Below are 19069 nucleotides of genomic sequence, written 5' to 3'. Positions count from 1 at the left end.
TCAAGGGGTGTTTTTTAGCAAATATATACTATGCATGCATAATTTTTTTCATTTTATGATTATTGGTCGAAAAAAAAATGTAACTTCGGGTTACTAACATATTTAACTTAAACTTAACATGAGAGCAATACTATTTTTAGCCTTGCTGTTGGCGACTAGCTTTGGATTTTCGCAAACGACGGTAAACGGAAAAGTGGTAGATCAGAACAGTCAACCCGTACCAGGGGCCAATATCGTTATCGAAGGAAAGGCGATTGGTGCCACAACGGATTTTGACGGAAATTTTAGCTTACAAACCTCTGAAGTACCCCCTTTTCAGTTAAGAATTACGAGTATCGGATATTCCGATGTTACTGAGGAAGTTACCTCGAACAATCAAACCTTGACCATTGTAATTAATGAGTCGCAAACATTTTTAGATGAAGTGGTTATTTCTGCTTCAAGAACGCCCGAGCGTATTTTTGAATCTCCGGTTACAGTAGAAAGAATTGGAGTTTCTGAAATAAAGAACGGTACTGCCGCAGATTTTTATGGAGGTCTTGAGAATCTAAAAGGAGTTGATGTTAACACCAACAGTTTAACCTTTAAATCTGTCAATACAAGAGGGTTTGCGTCTTTTGCCAATACGCGTTTTATGCAGTTGGTAGATGGTATGGACAACTCAACACCGGCATTGAACTTCCCTATCGGGAACTTGGTGGGTTTAGTTGAACCTGATGTTTTAAGTGTTGAATTATTACCGGGAGCATCATCTGCACTTTATGGGGCAAACGCCTTTAACGGTATTTTGTTTATGCGAAGTAAAAATCCTTTTGATTATGAGGGTATCAGTGTATCCATCAAACGAGGGATAACTTCCCAAGAAGCTGCCGGTGACAATGCGTACACCGATGTCGGTATTAGGGCTGCATATAAATTCAGTGATAAATTTGCGGGAAAAGTCAATTTCGGATATTTGAAGGGAACCGACTGGGCGGCGAATAATATAGATGATAAGAATACACCGGGAGGTACAAGGGATAACTTGAACTATGACGGTGTTAATGTATATGGAGATGAGGTTGCTACAAACATTAAGGATGTTGCGCTTACTTTAGAGGGCTTAGGCATCTTGCCTGCCGGTGCCAATGCCTTGGTTCCTTCGGAAATCGTAAGTAGAACGGGTTATGATGAAGGTGATCTTACCCAGTATAATGCAGAAAGTATAAAGGCCGATTGGGGTTTATATTATAGACCGATTGAAGATAACAGTTTGGAGATTTCTTACGTAGGTAAGGTGGGTACAGGTACTACTATTTACCAAGGTACCAATAGATATAATATTGATGGATTTTTTCAAGAACAACATAAGTTTGAAGTCAAGAATGACAACTTTTTCGTAAGAGGGTATTTAGTTGGTGATAAGGCTGGAGATTCTTATGATATGGTGTTCACCGGTATCAATATTAACCAGATTTGGAAAGATAATAATACTTGGTTCGGAGAATATACAGGGGCCTATGTTCAAGCAACCTTGGCAGGGGCTACAGATGCCGAGGCGCATGCTGCAGGTAGGGCACAAGCGGAGTCGGGAAGATACTTGCCCGGTACCCCTGAATTTGAAGCGGCCTTCAATAAAGTTATTAAAGACCCGGATTTGAGCAAGGGGTCCCAGTTTTACGACCAATCTAAATATTATCATGCAGATGGTAATTATAACTTCAGTCATTTGATTGATTGGGCGGAAATTCAAGTCGGTGGTTCTTTTAGGGAGTATAGTTTAAATTCCTTAGGTACGATTTACACCGATATAGATGGCCCAATTGATTACTCCGAATTTGGAATTTACTCGCAGGTTCAAAAGACCTTGCCTTTTGAAGGGGAAAAAAGTTTGAAGTTAACGGGATCTATCCGTTATGATAAGTCTGAGTTCTTTGACGGATTTTATTCGCCAAGATTGTCCGCTGGTTATACCATCAGTAGAAACCATAACATTAGGGCTTCTGCCCAAACCGGATTTAGAAACCCGACTACCCAAGATCTTTTTATTGGTCTAGATGCGGGAAGGGCCATTCTGGTGGGGTCTGCGCCGGAGAATTTGAATCGATATTCAAGAGATTACGATATCAGCGCTACCGGGCAACTTCAGTATCAACAACCATCATCGATTACGCAAACTGGTGCGGCAGCATATAATAATTCGTACTCTGCGGCTTCTGTAGCGGCTTTGGGTGAAACAGGGGATCCTTCGGTTCTGGAAATTGCCAATCCCGATTTAGTTAAACCTGAAAAAGTTACTTCTTTTGAAATTGGATATAGAGGTAAAGTTGATAAGTTGGTAATTGATTTCAGTACATACTATAACACATACAAAGATTTTATTTCCCAAGAAGTTGTGGTTTCCCCTTTCTACGGAGAAGTTGGGGATGGGGGACTCTCTGTCGCGGCAATAGCCAATGGAGATTACCAACCATACAGTACGTATACCAATACTGATGCCGATGTTAGTTCATACGGCGCTTCTTTAGGTCTTAATATGAAAGTATTTGGCGACTATAATTTAGGAGGTAGTTATACCTATACAAAATTAGATTTTGACCGTGATGCCAATCCAGATGTAATGCTGAATTTCAACACTCCGGAGCACAAGTTCAAGGCGTCTTTTGGAAATGAGCAATTATTTAAAAATTTCGGATTTAACGTGTCGTACAGATTCAGTGATGATTATTTCTGGGAAGCTACTTTTGGTAACGGTGTTATTCCAGAATTTCATGTAGTCGATGCACAAATCAATTATGAAGTTCCAAGTATTAAATCCTCTTTTAAATTAGGGGGTACAAACCTAACCGGTAAAGAGTACTACACTGCATTCGGTACCGGACATATCGGGTCTATGTACTACTTGTCTTGGACAATTAATAATTAATTTTTTAATCTAAAGTCGAAATGAAAAACTTAAAATATATATACATCTCTTTGGGTATCTTGGCTTTTACGGCCTGTAATGATCCTGAAGATGTTGACCTTGAGCCAGAAGTAATAGCGGAAGCGCCCGTTGAATTAAATGCGGGTTCAGCGGATTTTTCAACTTATGTTTCCTTAGGGAATTCCTTAACCGCAGGTTTTACGGACAATGCCCTTTTCAAAGCGGGTCAGGCCAACTCTTTTCCGAATTTGTTATCGACCAAGTTTGCCTTGGTAGGTGGCGGTTCTTTTACGCAGCCCTTGATGAACGACAACGTTGGGGGGCTTTTGGCTGGAGGGGCCCAATTGGAAGGTTTTGATCCAAGATTGGTTTTTTTTAGTGGAAATGACGAGCAATCTGCTGGTCCTGTTCCCTTGGCATTTTTAAATAGTGAGGCAACTGTTACTACAGATATTATTTTAAACAACCCAACAGGTCCTTTTAATAATTTAGGGGTTCCTGGGGCAAAGAGTTTTCATTTATTGGCTACCGGTTACGGTAATGCCGCAAATTTGGAAGCCGAGTTGGCCAATCCTTATTTTGTTAGAATGACAGGTGCTACGCCAGATGCCAAGGTTTTGGAATTGGCCATGGCGCAATCACCTACCTTTTTTAGTCTGTGGATCGGTAATAATGATGTATTGGGTTATGCGCTTTCGGGCGGTGACGGTAGCAATCCTATTACCGATAAGGCCACTTTTGATTCGGCCATAGGGGCCTTGGTGACCACATTGACTTCCGGCGGGGCGAAAGGTGTGATGGCGAATATTCCCTATGTTACCTCTATTCCCCATTTTACGACCGTTCCCCATGATCCTATAGATCCGAATGAGAATGATTTTGCGGAGCAAGTGCCGACATTGAATAGGGTTTACGGTGCCTTGAACCAAGTGTATGATGCTCTTGGTGAAACCGAGCGAATGGTTGTTTTTTCAGATTCCTTAAATAATGCGGTAGTTATAAAAGATGAAGCCCTTGCTGATATATCGGCGCAAATTACCGGGGCCTTTAACGCCAATCCGAATTTTCCAATATTCGTTCAGGGCTTAGGTTTGCCTGAGGCGGCAGCACCTTTGGTGGCTACGCTCTTAGGAAATGCCTATGGACAGACAAGGCCTGCTACCGAAAACGATTTGTTAGTGTTGTCAAGTAGCCAGGTAATCGGAAAGGTTAACCAAGAATCTTTTGCTGCCCTTTCTGCTGAAAATCTTCCACCGGCAGTGGCCGGTCAGTTTTCTGTGGAGGGTATAACGCTTCCTTTAGCCGATAAGTGGGTTTTGACGCCTGAAGAACAAGATGAGATCAAGGCGGCAACCGATGAGTTCAATGCTACGCTTTCGTCGGCGGCCTCAGGAGCTGGTTTGGCCTTTGTCGATGCGAACCGATTATTGCAAGACCTGGCGCAAGGTGGGGTTACCGATGGGGATTTTACCCTTACGGCCAACTTGGTCACCGGCGGGGGCTTTTCCTTAGACGGAGTGCACCTTACGGCTAGGGGCTATGCCTTAATGGCCAATGAATTTATGAAAGCGATTGATGCTACTTACGGATCTAACTTTGAAGCTTCGGGTTCATTGTTCAATATTGGAAACTATCCAACAAATTATTCACCTGCATTGCAGTAGATGTTGTTTTTGTAACATTTTATAGGGCGCCTTATCAAGGCGCCTTTTTTTATGCGAAAAAAGAACAAAAAGTAGTTTTCAATTCGAGTTGAAAAACATACCTTTGCAGCCTGAAAAACACGGCTGTATAAAGGTGTTTTTCAATACAGTAAGTAATTTGAATTCATAAACTAATAAAGTAATGTCAAAAGTTACAGGTAAAGTTTCCCAGATTATTGGGCCGGTAGTCGATGTGGAATTCCAATCGGGAGATGCCCTTCCAAAAATATACGATTCTCTGGAAATCGCTGGTAAAGATGGTTCTAAACTAGTTTTAGAAGTGCAATCCCACGTTGGTGAAAATACAGTAAGAACAATCTCCATGGATTCTACTGATGGTCTAAGTAGAGGAACAGATGTGCTTTCGACAGGTAGCGCAATTCAAATGCCGGTCGGTGATGATGTATATGGTCGTCTTTTTAATGTGATCGGTGATGCTATCGATGGTTTGGGCGATTTGCCTAAATCAGGTAAAGATGGTCTTCCAATTCACAGGGAAGCACCAAAATTTGAAGATCTTTCCACTTCTACAGAAGTTCTTTTCACTGGTATCAAGGTTATCGATTTGATCGAGCCTTATGCAAAAGGTGGTAAGATCGGTTTGTTCGGTGGTGCCGGTGTGGGTAAGACCGTATTGATTCAGGAATTGATCAACAACATCGCCAAAGGCCACGGTGGTCTTTCTGTATTTGCAGGTGTTGGTGAACGTACCCGTGAAGGAAACGATTTGCTTCGTGAGATGTTGGAATCGGGTATTATTAAATACGGTGACGACTTCTTGCATTCAATGGAAGATGGCGGATGGGACCTTTCCAAAGTGGACAAAAAGGCCATGAAAGACTCAAAAGCAACCTTCGTGTTCGGTCAGATGAACGAACCACCAGGAGCACGTGCCCGTGTGGCATTGTCAGGTTTGACCATTGCCGAGTATTTCCGTGATGGTGCCGGGGAAGGCCAAGGTAAAGACGTACTTTTCTTTGTAGATAATATTTTCCGCTTTACACAGGCAGGTTCAGAGGTGTCGGCCCTTTTAGGTCGTATGCCGTCTGCAGTGGGTTACCAACCAACTTTGGCAACAGAGATGGGTGCCATGCAAGAGCGTATTACATCGACCAAAAGAGGTTCTATTACATCTGTACAGGCGGTTTACGTACCTGCGGATGATTTAACGGATCCGGCTCCGGCAACAACGTTTGCCCACTTGGATGCTACAACGGTACTTTCACGTAAGATTGCGGAATTGGGTATTTACCCAGCGGTGGATCCATTGGATTCAACTTCCCGTATCTTAACGGCGGATATTTTAGGTAACGATCATTATAACTGTGCACAACGTGTAAAAGAGTTGTTGCAACGTTATAAAGAGCTACAGGATATTATCGCCATTCTTGGTATGGAAGAACTTTCAGAAGAGGATAAATTGGCGGTAGGACGTGCAAGACGTGTTCAGCGTTTCCTTTCACAGCCTTTCCACGTAGCGGAACAGTTTACCGGTATACCAGGGGTATTGGTTGATATTAAAGAAACCATCAAAGGATTCAATATGATTATGGACGGTGAATTAGACCACCTTCCTGAGTCAGCTTTCAACCTAAAAGGAACCATCGAAGAAGCTATCGAAGCCGGTGAGAAAATGTTAGCTGAAGCTTAATTAGTACAAGTACATAGTATTTAGTATCCTATACTAACTACTTATTACTAACTACTCAATACTATAAGGATGTATTTAGAAATTGTATCACCAGAAGCCACATTATTTTCAGGCGAGGTAACGTCGGTAACCGTACCTGGGGTAAATGGGGAGTTCCAGATTTTGAACAATCACGCACCCATCGTTTCCTTGCTTCAAGAAGGTAGTGTTCGTGTTGAGGGAAATATAACAATAGATGAAGCGTACGCCTCTAAGTTCTCTAAAGACGCTAGTGGAAAGGTCATTCTTCCCATAGCTAGTGGAACTGTTGAAATGAGTGATAATCGGGTAATTGTATTGGCCGATTAAAAAGCGCAATCATATTATAATTTCTAAAAGCCGTACTTAATTGTGCGGCTTTTTTTTGTTTTGGCATGAATGAAAAATGAATGGAATCGTTCCAGAAGGCAATCATGCATTTTAGAATAGTGTTGGCCGCTTACGGCAGTTTAAAAAATGAAAAAGCCCAAAGGATAAGTTTTGGGCTTTTTCTATGGGGATTTATAATTGATGTGGTTTTATTTGATAATCACTTTTCTTAAGGTTTTTCCATAGGGGGTTTCAAGTAATACGGCATAGACGCCTGCGGGAAACCCCGAAAGGTCAAAAGGAATGTTGTACGATGATTCCCCACGATCTTTTTTAGAGGCTATAAGCGCATTATTTGCCAAGCTGAATACTTTGATACTGATGTTGCCCCTTTCGGAGAGTGTAACGTCTGCAGTGAACTCACCGCTACTGGGGTTCGGGTATACGATAAACTCATCGATAAGTTTTTTACCGTTTTCGGTATTTTCCTTTTTAATTGTGGCGTCGGCCTCCAACACAATTATTTTTTTAGTCTGTTGTGCCCAGCAGTCGCCTCTTGAGGTTATGATTCCTATCTCGTATTCACCAGGTTGATCGAACCTAAACTCCGCCTCATCGTTATCGGTCTTCAATATGGTCGCCTCATCAGGTAGTATCCATTCCGATTTATCGGGCAGGGGATAGCTGATATCAACGGCAACGACCGTTTCGTTAACAAATACTTGGGTAGAAGCCGCAAATTCGGCATCTATTTCTTCGGGACTTACATCTACCCTTACGCTTCCTTCTGCCGAGCAACCTGTTGGTGTCGATACCCTGACCGTATATGTACCGCTCTCCACCAAGCTTACCTTGGCTTCATTGCTCGTAAACCCATTATCGGATGACCAAGTGTAAGATGCTTGCCCATCTTCCACACTGGCATCTAAAACTAATTCTTGACCTGCACATAGGGTGCGGTTTTCCCCAAGGTCTACCTGTAGGGGTAAGGGGTCTTCAAGAATATAGGTCCGGGTTAAAGGGCCGTCACCAAATCCGTCTATGGTTACCGTGTAACTTCCCGCACCAAGGTTTTCAATATTGCTAGTGGTGGCCCCGGTACTCCATTCGTAGGTAAACGCGCCATTGCCTTTGTTTACCAAAATGGAAATACTACCGTTGGTATCGCCATGGCAGCTAGGCCGTACAATAGTTTCCTCTACGATGTCGGGCTGGGTAATCTCATACGTTTCGCTTATAGAGCAGTTGTTATCGTCGGAAATAGATACTAGGTAAAAACCGGCAGATAGCCCGGAAATAGTCTCTTGGTCACCGATAGGGCTATTGTCGGATAAGCGTAGCCAGCTGATGTCGAATGGAAATGCACCACCATCAAGTTGTAGGGAGATGCTACCGTCATTGGCTTGGTATTCAGAGGCATGGGTTATATTGGTGTCTGTGATCTGCAAGGGGTCAGGTGCTGGTTTTACTATAGCCGTAGTCGTAGCGGAACAACCATTATCGTCGACTACCTCAAGGATATACTCCCCTGCCGTTACTCCGACTAGGTTCTGATTGCTTTCCCCATTGCTCCATATATAGATGTACGGGGGCGTGCCCCCTTCAACTTTTACGGTCACGGCACCTGTTGCCTCTCCATCACAAAGTATATCAGTGGTGTCTTCTATAGAAACCTCTAGCAGGTCAGGTTCGGCAATGGAAATAGGATTGGCGTCCTTAATTATACCATTGGCATCGGTTACCCTTAAAAAATAGGTTCCTGCGCTTAGGTCCCCCAAGATTGGTGATTCCTCGTTTAATAGATTGTCGGAGCCGAGAGAACTTTGGTACCATTCAAGGGTGTAGGGCTCGACCCCTCCTTCGATACGGGCCATGATTTCGCCGTAGTCATCGCCATGGCACAATAAGAATTCGGTTTGTTCAAGAACGACGGTCAGTTCTCCGGGTTCTAAAATCTCAAAGTTTTCTTGAAGGGTACACCCGTTACTGTCCGTTACTGTAACGGTATAGGCGCCTTCCATTAGGTTATTGATGTCTTTGGTGGTCGTTCCATTTATACCAGGGCCTGTCCAGTTATAGCTGAAAGGAGGTGTTCCGCCTGTGAATACCGGGGATATGGCCCCATCACTCCGACCGGCGGCACTTATGTGAACGACGATGGTATTATCGGAATCCCACGTTATTATTGGGTATTGGTCAACGGTAACATCGGTCTGGACGAATTCACATCCATTGCCATCGCGTACTATAACGGTATAATTACCTGCGGGAACATTTTCGAACAGGGGAGAGTTTTGAAAGGAATTGCCGTTGTCGATACTATAGGTATAGTCTTGCAAGGCTCCGGGCGTACCCCCCGTAACGTTAGAGATACTAATCGTACCCCTATCGATACCGGAACAGGTAGAAGAGCTGGCGACATCGGCCATTAGGGTACTCGGAGCGACGAGTTCAATGATAGTACTCTCTAGGGGTGTTGGCACGGATGGATCTTTTAGGAAAAGTTGATACTCCCCGGGTGGCAGATCGGAGATGGTATTTTGGTCGACCAGCACGTCGTATAGTGAGCCGTTGCGCCACCATTCGAAGGTAATGGGCGTATTACCGATAACATCGGCTCTTATAGAACCGTCATTGGAAGCGGAACAAGTTATCTGGTTTTCAATTTCCACATTGTTTATGGCCAAGGGACCGGGTTCCGTAATTTCAATCGACAAGGTGGCGGATGTACAAGAATTGGCGTCGGAGACGGTTACTTCGTAGAATCCTGCGGTAAGTCCGCTTATATTTTGAGTGTTACTAGAGAACGAGGTGTTGTTAGGTCCTGTTCCTATCCAATTAAAGGTGTATTCTTCATTAGGATCGATTTCCGGTAGTCCTCCCGAGACGTTAATGACTATGGAGCCATCGTTACCTCCGTTTGAGCTAACATTCATGTGTGCATCGGTATTTTCCGAGACTATAATTTCGGAAGGCTCTTCTACGAGGAAGGAGTCTAGCAATGGAGTGGCCTCACACTGGGTATCCTTGTCCCGCAGGTATAGGTCGTACACCCCTCCCGTAGCGATGGGGATGGTAAAATTGACCAAATCTTGCCAATCGTCATAGGCATCGAGCTTGTATTCATAGTTTGTCGCACCCGATACGGCCACGAGAATACTTCCATCTTGGGCACCGTAACAGCTAATAGGTGTAATCGACGTATTTCCTTGATCTATAACAACTGCTACAGGGGCTTCAAGTTCGATGGAAGTGCTAACGTAGCCTGAAGCATCGTCAAAATCAGTAAAACCATCGGAGGCGACTTTTAGAACATACGTCCCTGGTTCGGTTAAGTTGTTAAGCGAAATTTGAGGGGAAGAAGTCGTTTGTGTTGCGGAAACGCTACCATTAATGGTCCATTGGTAGTTATAAGGGGTTAGACCGCCGGAAACCGTTACTGCTATGGTAGCTTGGTCGCCAGAGCACGACATAGGGAAAGATTCGACCGTTTCAATGGTTGGGGGAGGAGATGCGGTAACAATGGTATTGTCGGAGGTTTCGGTGCATCCATTGCCGTCGGTGATTACGATTCTATAAGTGCCGATTTCCAGACCGGAAAATTGGGCACTTTTATTAATTGAATTATGCAAAAAATCAGGGTTTGCGACTACTTCAAAGCTCGAGGTGGACGTATTCAGTTTTTCGAGTTGAAAGGTATAATTCGGTACTCCACCTTCGTAGTTTAAGGTAATGAAATAATCGGGACCTCCGGCAGAGGGAGCAACACCTGCCTTTGTCTCCAAAATTTCCAAATTGGGGATAGCGGCATTTATTTTGGTATCTAAAAGCACGGTTGAGCTGCCACATTGGTCCTCTTCACTCTGTCCGTTTAAGCGGTAAAAAGCTTGTATGTTGACTGTTTGATCTGTATCGGTAGGGGTAATCTCTACCTCGTTCCCGGTAACATTGTGCCAATCGCCCGCACCATTAAGCTGGTACGAGTAGTAGTAGGTGCCACTTGTATCCAAATTATTACCTCCCGTTGCCGCGAATTTTATGACGGCATTGGGGTTATCGCAAGAGGCTTGGGTTATGGTGGCCGAGGGGATGATTTCGGAGGGTTGGTTGATGGTGAATGAAACGGGGAAACCATTACCTATGGGGTATTCTGGATTGTTTCCAGGGCCATCTGGGTCAATCCATGATTGATAGTGGATTAGATAGGTGCCTTGTACAAAATCATAAGGGAAACTGAAAGAATTGGTTGAGTCTAATACATCTATGTTGTAACTATGGCTTGGAATAATAAAACCGTCAGGTGTGTCATTGAACTCTACTAGGATGTATTCATTTTCTTCGGTGTTTAAAGCACGTGAAAAGCTTAACTCTACAGAACCTTTACTATCAAAACAAGATGCGTGTATAGGATGGACTTCTACTGATGGGGTGCATTCTTCAATCGTGACTTCTATAATATTGGAATAGATAAAACCTGAATAACCCATAAAAAATTCCACTTTACTTCCAGCGTAATTTTTGATTTGCTCACCTATAAGGTCGTACATTGTAAATGAGGCTCTTGTTTTTTCAGGAGTTAAAAACTCGTTAGGTATTTGACCACTAACACTGGGGAAACCGTTATGTGTTTGCACCCTAAAATTCCAGATTCTAGCTTGACTAGGGTAATTGTCTGTGTTACTCAAGTCTATCGTTCCTCCAATGCACTCCGAATGGCTATCGGTAGAAATACTCATATTCTCAGGAATGGCCTTTACCTGAAAATTAGATTGACAATAGTCTATTGATCCAGGAAAAGTGGGGTCTACATTGTCAGGTGAGGGGATTAATTTTTCAACAGGACTAGTTTTGCTAGTAGGTGTTGAAGGAGTACAAGAACTTGGGGCTGGGTAATATTGCGTGCGTAGATATAATGAACTGAAGGATTTGTTTTCTAGTTCTTCGTTAATGAGCACATTTTGCTTGTCATTATTTCTGAAGGTGAAGTTTACATTTCCACCTAAAACTGTGATTGTTCCATCACCCCCTGATGCCGAATAAGAAGGTAGTCTACCTTCTATAATGACTTTATAAGTTGTAGGGTTTTGTCCGAATACTCTTGTGCCAAATAAGCAAAGGGCTAAAAAAAGAAAATACTTCATAAGCTTATTTTATTATAGACCATGCTCTTTAATACATTACGTCAATTTTTTTTATTACAGACTGTTTGCCCGAGTTTAAAACAATTTGTAGTGCGTAGCTGTATTTAGAGTTTATTTTCAATTGATAATCAGAATACTTTGTTGTTTTTCCATCGAAAGTTTTAAAAAGTTTTAAACTCTCTTCCCCAACTGATTTGTATAAACGATACTCGGAAACATTGTCGTGGGTTGCTTTCCATGTTAAATGAATAAAGCGTAGTTCTCGATTGGGAACTGCACTGAATTTTCCAATTTCGCCCTTAGATGTTTCACCGAGGTAATTAATCTGAATTGGTTTTGATGGATTGCTTTCCAGTCCCCCCTTCGTTTTTGCTATTATTACATAATTATAAATATTTGTTTCCTTTTTTTCGGTGTCAACAAAAACAGTTTTTTCGTTAATAGGAATCGATGCAATAAGTTTCCAATACGATTTTTTTTCGATTGATGCATTTCTATATACGTCGTGGGATATAATATCTCTACTCGTACTTGGCGTCCATGTAATTTCAATACCGTCGTTCGTAACCTTATAATTATTGATGACGGGAGGAGAAGGGGCTGACATTGTTGGTAATTCTATTTTTAAAACCTCTGAAAATTTGGAAGCATTATATCTTTGGTCTAACGCTTTTATTTTATAGTAAATATTTTTGTTCAATTTCATGTTTAATGTATCGACAAATACATTTTTCTTGAGATTTTCCTTTGTGACTTCAAAAAATTCTATAGAGGGGTCCTTGCTCCGGAATATTCTGTATCCTGAGAAATCTTCCTCGGTGTTTTTAGTCCATTCAAGTTTAATGAGACCCGTTGTATCTGCCTCTCCCTTAAGGCCAGTCGGGGGGCTTGGAGGAATCGAATCTATTGGTTGTACGATTGTGGCATATGAAGCAGAAGAACTATTGTTTTTAGCTTTAGCTATTACCTTAAAATAATTGATTCGCTTTAGATTTTTATAGGTAGCTTTTCTACTGGTTGGTGGTATATTGGTTATTACGGCTTCATATGGACCATTTATATTATTACTTCTGTTTAATTCAAAACCATTTATCAATTTATTGGCGTCTTCTGGAAATTCCCAAAATAGTATTGCAGTATTATCGTCCGGAATTTCTTTCTTATATATTCTAGGGGTGAATTTCAAGGCTTCATAACCAATACCTTCAATTATATCGGAGGGAGGACCGTTTTCCCCGAATGGAGAAATGCCTCTTACTCGATAGTAATACTTTTTATTGTTAACAATCGAATCGGTATAAAAAATCGATGCGGATGGATTTTTGCTATCATTATTATGGGCTTGGAACAGGGGGTGGCCCGTTAGTTGGTGGAATGTTACTCTATCTTCTGATCTTTCAATCAAGTAACTCGTATAAATGTCTTTTAAAGATTCGAAATCCCAATTTAGCAAAACAGTTTTGTCCCCAAAGGTTGCAACCAAACCAATTGGTTTGGGAAGCGGTTGGAAATAATCCAGACTAGCGTCAACAGTGCCCTCTTCTATGTAGATTTGAGTGCTGTCAGGAATGGCCACGGAAACTTTGTAAAGATAAGTTTCTCCTTTTTTAACCAAAGTGTCCTCTAGACCCCATCCTGCTATTTTTGCGGTATCATAACTTTGATCAGCCGCGAGTAGGGCAAATGTGAAGCGTCGTTCCATTTCTTCGTTTATTGTCATGATTTGATTTCTGACAGAATTGGAAATGTTTACTTCAAAAGATTTCCCGTATAGAGCTTGGGCGACAATGGCTGCATTCTTATTTTTTTTTGCTAAATCTTTCCACTCCTCTATAGGCTTAGGTTTAAGGGGTACAGGTGTAAGTGTTTTTCTTTCCATTGGAAGAACAGGCTCTTCATTTCTTGTGATAGTTATTCTTTCTACCAAAAAGCCATAGTTGTTTGCTTGTTGCCATTCTAATGGTTGGTCTACGGCCCATCTTAGGAGTACTTTGTCCTCTAAAGGTCTAGCTAAGACTTGAACCTTTGCCATTTCTTGACTCCAAATAATATTATGAACCAGAAGGCTTAATAAAATAGGAATTAATTTTGTCATCAAAACTTAAATTTTTTTAATCAACGCGTTTAAATTGTATACTAGAGCTATTGGTATGAATACCTCCTGGGGTTCTATATATTAACTTAGTATCATATTTTTCCTTTCTTAAAGCAGGAAAATGCTTTTTAGTTAAAATGTGTTTATATTTTATAAAGTAGTCGAAACTTTCATTTTTTTCATATCTAGATAATAGAGTCAATTTTGTATGCATAAAATCGGATCGATAAGTTGATGGTAAGTTATAGATTAAAGGGTATCGAGTTGTTACGTAAACATTTTGATTGTCGTTTAGTAAATAGAATTTATACCAATTGGGAAGGGACATTGCTTTGACAGGAGGCAACCCAAGAATGTCGGGATTACGGTTGACAACGATGCTATCAATAGGATAGCCATCGTACGTAATGGGAAAAATGTCGTTTTTGTAATATTTGTCGTTTAGAATTGCTTCTCCATAAACCATCGGTTCGTTTTCTGTATATTTTGATCCAAGAAGTTCAGAGACTTCAAAATTTTCATATTTTTCTAATGTAAGATGAATGGCATGCACATTCTCCGTTTTGATATCCGTTATATAGTCGGTGACGGATAGAGAACGAACTTTGTTTTTGAATGTATTGTGCTGGCTAGTTTTAAATTTATACTCAAAAATAGATTTTGGGGCGGCATTCGAAATGGTGACACTTGATGCTTTTTTGTTAGCGACTACTGCGCTGGCCGATGTGTTTTTGATGCTTTGCGTATCTGTGTTGGGATCGAACCATGTCGTGTCCCCAGCATCTTCATCTTCCAACAATTCGGTTTCCTCAACCACGATTTCGGTAGGGATTTCTTGTCCCGAAGGAAAAACCATTAGGTTTAGGTCGTATTCTGCATCAAGGACCATATCAGGAATATCAAAAAAGACCATGCCCTTATTTTTATCATAACTTACAGGGGTTCGGATACCTTGCCCTGAAGCTCTGGATACAAATTCGGCCCTAATTTCAAAGCCTTTATTGAAGAGATTGTCTTGGGGCTGGATCATTTTGACATAACCCATCTTGTATTCCTTTGGATAGAAATTTCGCTGCTCTTTCACGGGATACAAATAAGCCACGTTTTCCCATACAATATGGTCAGGTGCCTTATCGGTAACAAAGGAGATTTCTTTTTTTTCTACAACAGGCTTGCCGTCTTCGGTCATGGTTTTATATGTACCGTTAATTTTTTCGTCAAAACTCACTTCGACTATCACTTTTACTTCTTTTTCCGAAGGCAAAGGCCGTTCCGGTTTGAACGTAACCGCGTCGTTAGTGTCATTCCATTCCAAGGTGCCTTTTATTTTTTTTCCTTCAGAAGTGACGGTAAAGTTTTGCAGCTGTAACTTAAAGGTCCTGACCTCCTCTTCTATGTCAACGGTAAAGTCTGAATTGACGGCGTAATTGAAAACGGCTTGGGGTGCGGCAAACACCGAAATATCATCGTCTCCATCCCTAGGTGTAAGATCGGATATCATCGGCACCCCAATAGTGTCGTTTATGTTCTCTAATTCACATTTTTCCCCTAATTCTACCTTCATCCTCATCCTTCCCTTAACACGTCCGCCTAAGATTTTGTAATACATGCCCACATAGCCTTGAATATAAACGGGGTTTGGAAATTGACCTCTTAACGCGGTAGCAACGCCGGCCTCTACGATCTTGAAATTTCCTTTGATAAAGGCGAGGTCTACCTTAACACCAAATTCACCGTAGAGATAGGCGTATACTTGCCCCATACTGTACCACCCATTGTTTCCGACAGGCCCTGGTCGGCCAACACATTTTGCATTCGGGTAATAGGCATGCATAACATCGAAACCGGCACCGATTTCTAACATTGCGTAGAATAAGCCCCAATCAAAATTATAGCCGTAGCCGAAATTCATACCGAAGGCGAAGCCTTTTCCGGATACCAGTTGATTGTCTTTGCGTTCGCCACTTAAGATGTCATTACCCAAAATTTCGATAACTGTTGGGTGTGGACTGATGTCACCTGGGGCCGGTAATTTTGTTCCCGTCATAAAGTAACCGCCGACCCTTACCTGAACACCGGAGTTAAACAATAAATCTATCCGTTGGTCGGGCGTACCGATGTACATGTACCAGTCGTTGGGGCCAGTGTGTATTTTGGCATAGCCGGCCAAATTATTGGCTCCACCCCCTTTAATGGCCCCAAGGTCTAGATAGAGTTCAAACTCCCCATCAAAGGTGTCGTTAACAAAGTCTTTTTCGATACCCACGTAAACTCCAACCTTGCCCGATGCGGCTACATCGTGTATGGGAATCGATTCTTTGGCAGTGGTCATAAAATTACCGTACCGTTTATTTGCCGCGGCGGCGGAGTTATCCCGTAGCGACTTGTCAACTTTCTCCGCTACTTCGGCCGATTTCTTCAAGTCATCGGGACCTGATTCGTCCTTGCCCATTATGGCCCCTTCGCCCATAAATCCGATTCGGTTGAGTCCGCCATGGGCATTGAACTCCATTTCCAAGTATGCTTTGCAAGAGAAGGCATCGGCATTTTCTGTGGTAATCTTGACTCCTGCGCGTACCCCTAGCCCGGTATTGGCATCGGGTTCGTAAACTGCGGTTCCCGGTTCAAAACCGGAACTGTTGCCGCTGACCTTTTGCATTTTGTACGATAGACCACCAACAAAGGCTTTAATGGGTAGTTTTGTTGTTCCTTCATTTTGTATGGAGTTAGTGGCGATGTCCACGGTCCAATATCTGAAATCTGTATTTCCAAAGATGGCATTCCCTTCTGCACTAAACTTTAATTTTTTAAAAGTGGCGGTGAGATTCCCCTTAAACCCGTTGCCGTAGACGGGGTCGTCTTCCATTACGTCCAATTCACCCTTAATTTGAAAATTGGCTTTGGTGTAGTCGATCTCAATTCCATCGACCGATACTTTTTCAAATTTCCATTTGTGGATTTTGGAACCGTCTTCCAACTTGCCGATAATGTCCATGCTGGTAGTGGCATGTGATCCATCGCCATCAAGGTTGATCTTTAGGTCAAAGGATAGGCCCACTTGATTCTTTGGGGTGACCAACTTCAGGTTTTCTACGGAGGCCGGAAAGTTCATGAGTTTCATTTCTCCCGTAAAACCGAACTTGTCGGCACTGATGGTTTTTTTGCCGGGCTCGGTCTCCAATTTTAGTTCTTGAAACTCGATTCCTGGAAAGCTGAAGCCCTTTCCACTCGCTTTCGCTTCTTCGGCGCTAGGGGATGCTTCCCCCTCTTTTTGGCCTATTTCACCGATAACGGATAGCTGTCCGGTCAGGTTGGCCGAGGGGTAAACATTGCCATCTTTCACATTAATGGCTACGCTAGAGTTGCGTTCCAGTTGCATTTCACCCAAGAATACAGGGGTTTTGTAATTGCTCTTGAGTCCCACTTCCAGACCATATCCGTTTTGGGCTATGTATCCCTTGTAGTCCATGGGCTCTTCGAAGATGGGAACGGCAATATCTCCGCCGATGGATCCGTCGGTCAAGGAATTTCTGGAGAGGGAAATGCTTACGTCGTCAATGGTAAAGGCCCATTTGCCAGCGGCGCCTTCGCCTGTTTTTAAGACGTTTTCTCCGTGGAAAGTGCCCGAGACACCTTGACTGTCCAATACCAAATTTTCGGCTACGAATTCAACCCTGCCATTCGATTTTTTAGTGTTCTCTATACCTTTGGGTAACATGATTTTCACTTCTTCGGCATAGAAGCCCCGCCATAGTTTTTTGTCTTCACCGGGGTAGATCTGGTCATACTCCTCGGGGAGGTCTAGTTTGGGCGCGTTTCTGCTATCGCTTAAATCTAAGACTACCTTAGTTAGGTCAAAGCCCCAGCCTTTGAGGCCCACCACTTCAAAACGCGGTAGATTGACATCGACCAACAGGTCGTTCCAACCTTCGGCCTTGACACTGAACGAGGTGCCCACATAACACTTGTTGTCGACAGCCTCTTCATTGTCTTCCATGTATTGGTTTTCACTGCTGTCCCCACAGACGTAGTTCCCATTCTTGTCAATGGGCAAGAGCACGTTTCTGGAAACACGTAAATCCCCTTCAAGGCTGATGCCTTTTAGTTCGGAGCAGTCAAATTCAATATATGATTGGTCGTCGAAGGTATTTTTTTTAAGGTTGATCCCCCCTTTTAGGGTCAATAGCCAGTTGTCGCCTTGAATGGGGATGGCCTGATTGCCCAAGAGCACCAGTCTCATGTCGCCCGATAGGCCGCCGTCATAGGATAGTTTTACGTTTTCGGCGCCAAAAAAGAGTTCACGTTCAATGCCACGATCTTTTTCGTTTTTAACTTCGCCCTTTTCGGGTATGATCAATCGGGCCCATACTTTAAGAAGGGCATAGCCGGGGGTGAACTGTACCTCGGTAATGGCGAGCTCCACGGAGTTGTTGGAGGTCTGGTCGGTCTTTTTGAGTCCCACCGGGAGTTCCAATAGGTCTTCGCCGGTTATGATGTCTACAAAATTGCCGAGCTCCTTGACGGCATCGAGGGCGCCTTTGGCATTGTTGATCAGTTTTTCTACGGCAGGGTTTTGCTGGAAGTTTTCGGCCAGGTAGGCTTCGTTGAATTCAGGTGCGCGATTGGCAAAGGATACGTTAAAATCTTGGCTTTGGGCCAACTGCTGGTCCAAGGAAGGGAAGGAACGGAACACCTTTTCTTCCTCAACGGCTGCTTCTTCTGTTTTTTGGGGGATAGGGGCCGTTACGGCGGGTGTCAATACCGAGCCGCGAAGGGCCGCCAATTGTTGTAAGTGGACCAACTGTTGAGCTTTGGCTTTTTTGAGTCTAACGCTGTCGCTTGGACTTGCCGAGGTCGAGTCTTTTTCCGTTACGGGTGTCGATAGGCTTTTTGACCCGATATTGTTGGTCGGGAGGGAATAGCTTGAATGTGCCCAGGGGTTGCCATGGGCGTACGCCGATTGGCCGAACACGACGGCAGCGAAGCATAGGAGTGAAACTATGTACAGGTAGTTGTTTTTCATACTACGTGAATTTTTTCGTGTTTATGTACCTCCCCAGGGAACTAGGGAGGCTCAATCATTTTTTATTTTTTCTTCTTTTTGTTTTATTCACTTTTCTGTTTTTTCCTTCTATCTGCATCGGTTCTATCCTATATCCCCGCCCTCCGGGCACCCCCTTCGAAGCCTGCATGGCACTTGTCGTAGTGGGGGATTTACGAGCGTGA

7 protein-coding genes are annotated in these 19069 nt (G+C 42.9%); 4 read left to right on the top strand and 3 right to left on the bottom strand.

Going from position 1 to position 19069, the window contains the following annotated elements:
- The first annotated feature begins 118 nt into the window (after nucleotides 1-118).
- The 4 genes from B4Q04_RS02240 to B4Q04_RS02225 all read left to right on the top strand — a co-directional run bounded on the left by B4Q04_RS02240 (nucleotide 119) and on the right by B4Q04_RS02225 (nucleotide 6607).
- Nucleotides 119-2905 carry a TonB-dependent receptor gene (locus tag B4Q04_RS02240; protein WP_013992772.1) on the top strand — a complete coding sequence of 929 codons (2787 nt, stop codon included), beginning with the start codon at nucleotides 119-121 and terminating at the stop codon, nucleotides 2903-2905.
- A gap of 20 nt (nucleotides 2906-2925) precedes the next feature.
- The gene (locus tag B4Q04_RS02235) at nucleotides 2926-4569 is read left to right on the top strand and encodes a hypothetical protein (RefSeq protein WP_013992771.1); all 1644 of its coding nucleotides are present in this window, start codon (nucleotides 2926-2928) and stop codon (nucleotides 4567-4569) included.
- Nucleotides 4570-4750: 181 nt separating this feature from the next.
- Nucleotides 4751-6259, top strand: a complete 1509-nt coding sequence (gene atpD / locus B4Q04_RS02230; protein ID WP_013992770.1) for a F0F1 ATP synthase subunit beta — start codon at nucleotides 4751-4753, stop codon at nucleotides 6257-6259.
- 69 nt (nucleotides 6260-6328) lie between these two features.
- The gene (locus B4Q04_RS02225) at nucleotides 6329-6607 is read left to right on the top strand and encodes a F0F1 ATP synthase subunit epsilon (RefSeq protein WP_013992769.1); all 279 of its coding nucleotides are present in this window, start codon (nucleotides 6329-6331) and stop codon (nucleotides 6605-6607) included.
- A 209-nt stretch (nucleotides 6608-6816) separates the two neighbouring features.
- On the opposite strand, the gene B4Q04_RS02220 is transcribed toward B4Q04_RS02225, so the two are convergent.
- Genes B4Q04_RS02220 through B4Q04_RS02210 form a run of 3 tightly spaced genes read right to left on the bottom strand, consistent with a single transcriptional unit; the run spans nucleotide 6817 to nucleotide 18866 of the window.
- The gene (locus B4Q04_RS02220) at nucleotides 6817-11748 is read right to left on the bottom strand and encodes a T9SS type A sorting domain-containing protein (protein ID WP_088695883.1); all 4932 of its coding nucleotides are present in this window, start codon (nucleotides 11746-11748) and stop codon (nucleotides 6817-6819) included.
- Between the two features lie 28 nt (nucleotides 11749-11776).
- Nucleotides 11777-13843, bottom strand: coding sequence for a fibronectin type III domain-containing protein (locus B4Q04_RS02215; RefSeq protein WP_088695882.1), 2067 nt, complete (start codon nucleotides 13841-13843; stop codon nucleotides 11777-11779).
- A 16-nt stretch (nucleotides 13844-13859) separates the two neighbouring features.
- Nucleotides 13860-18866, bottom strand: a complete 5007-nt coding sequence (locus B4Q04_RS02210; RefSeq protein WP_088695881.1) for a hypothetical protein — start codon at nucleotides 18864-18866, stop codon at nucleotides 13860-13862.
- Between the last annotated feature and the right edge of the window lie 203 nt (nucleotides 18867-19069).

It is taken from the genome of Zobellia sp. OII3 (genome assembly GCF_002211465.1).
Lineage (GTDB): Bacteria > Bacteroidota > Bacteroidia > Flavobacteriales > Flavobacteriaceae > Zobellia > Zobellia galactanivorans.
The sequence above is the reverse complement of the archived record's forward strand: the minus strand, read 5'-3'. Positions and strand labels throughout refer to the sequence as shown.

Bases quoted from the DNA above. Each gene is read 5' to 3' on its own strand.
- B4Q04_RS02240 (WP_013992772.1), top strand. From the start codon at position 119: ATGAGAGCAATACTATTTTTAGCCTTGCTGTTGGCGACTAGCTTTGGA.
- B4Q04_RS02235 (WP_013992771.1), top strand. From the start codon at position 2,926: ATGAAAAACTTAAAATATATATACATCTCTTTGGGTATCTTGGCTTTT.
- atpD (WP_013992770.1), top strand. From the start codon at position 4,751: ATGTCAAAAGTTACAGGTAAAGTTTCCCAGATTATTGGGCCGGTAGTC.
- B4Q04_RS02225 (WP_013992769.1), top strand. From the start codon at position 6,329: ATGTATTTAGAAATTGTATCACCAGAAGCCACATTATTTTCAGGCGAG.
- B4Q04_RS02220 (WP_088695883.1), bottom strand. From the start codon at position 11,748: ATGAAGTATTTTCTTTTTTTAGCCCTTTGCTTATTTGGCACAAGAGTA.
- B4Q04_RS02215 (WP_088695882.1), bottom strand. From the start codon at position 13,843: ATGACAAAATTAATTCCTATTTTATTAAGCCTTCTGGTTCATAATATT.
- B4Q04_RS02210 (WP_088695881.1), bottom strand. From the start codon at position 18,866: ATGAAAAACAACTACCTGTACATAGTTTCACTCCTATGCTTCGCTGCC.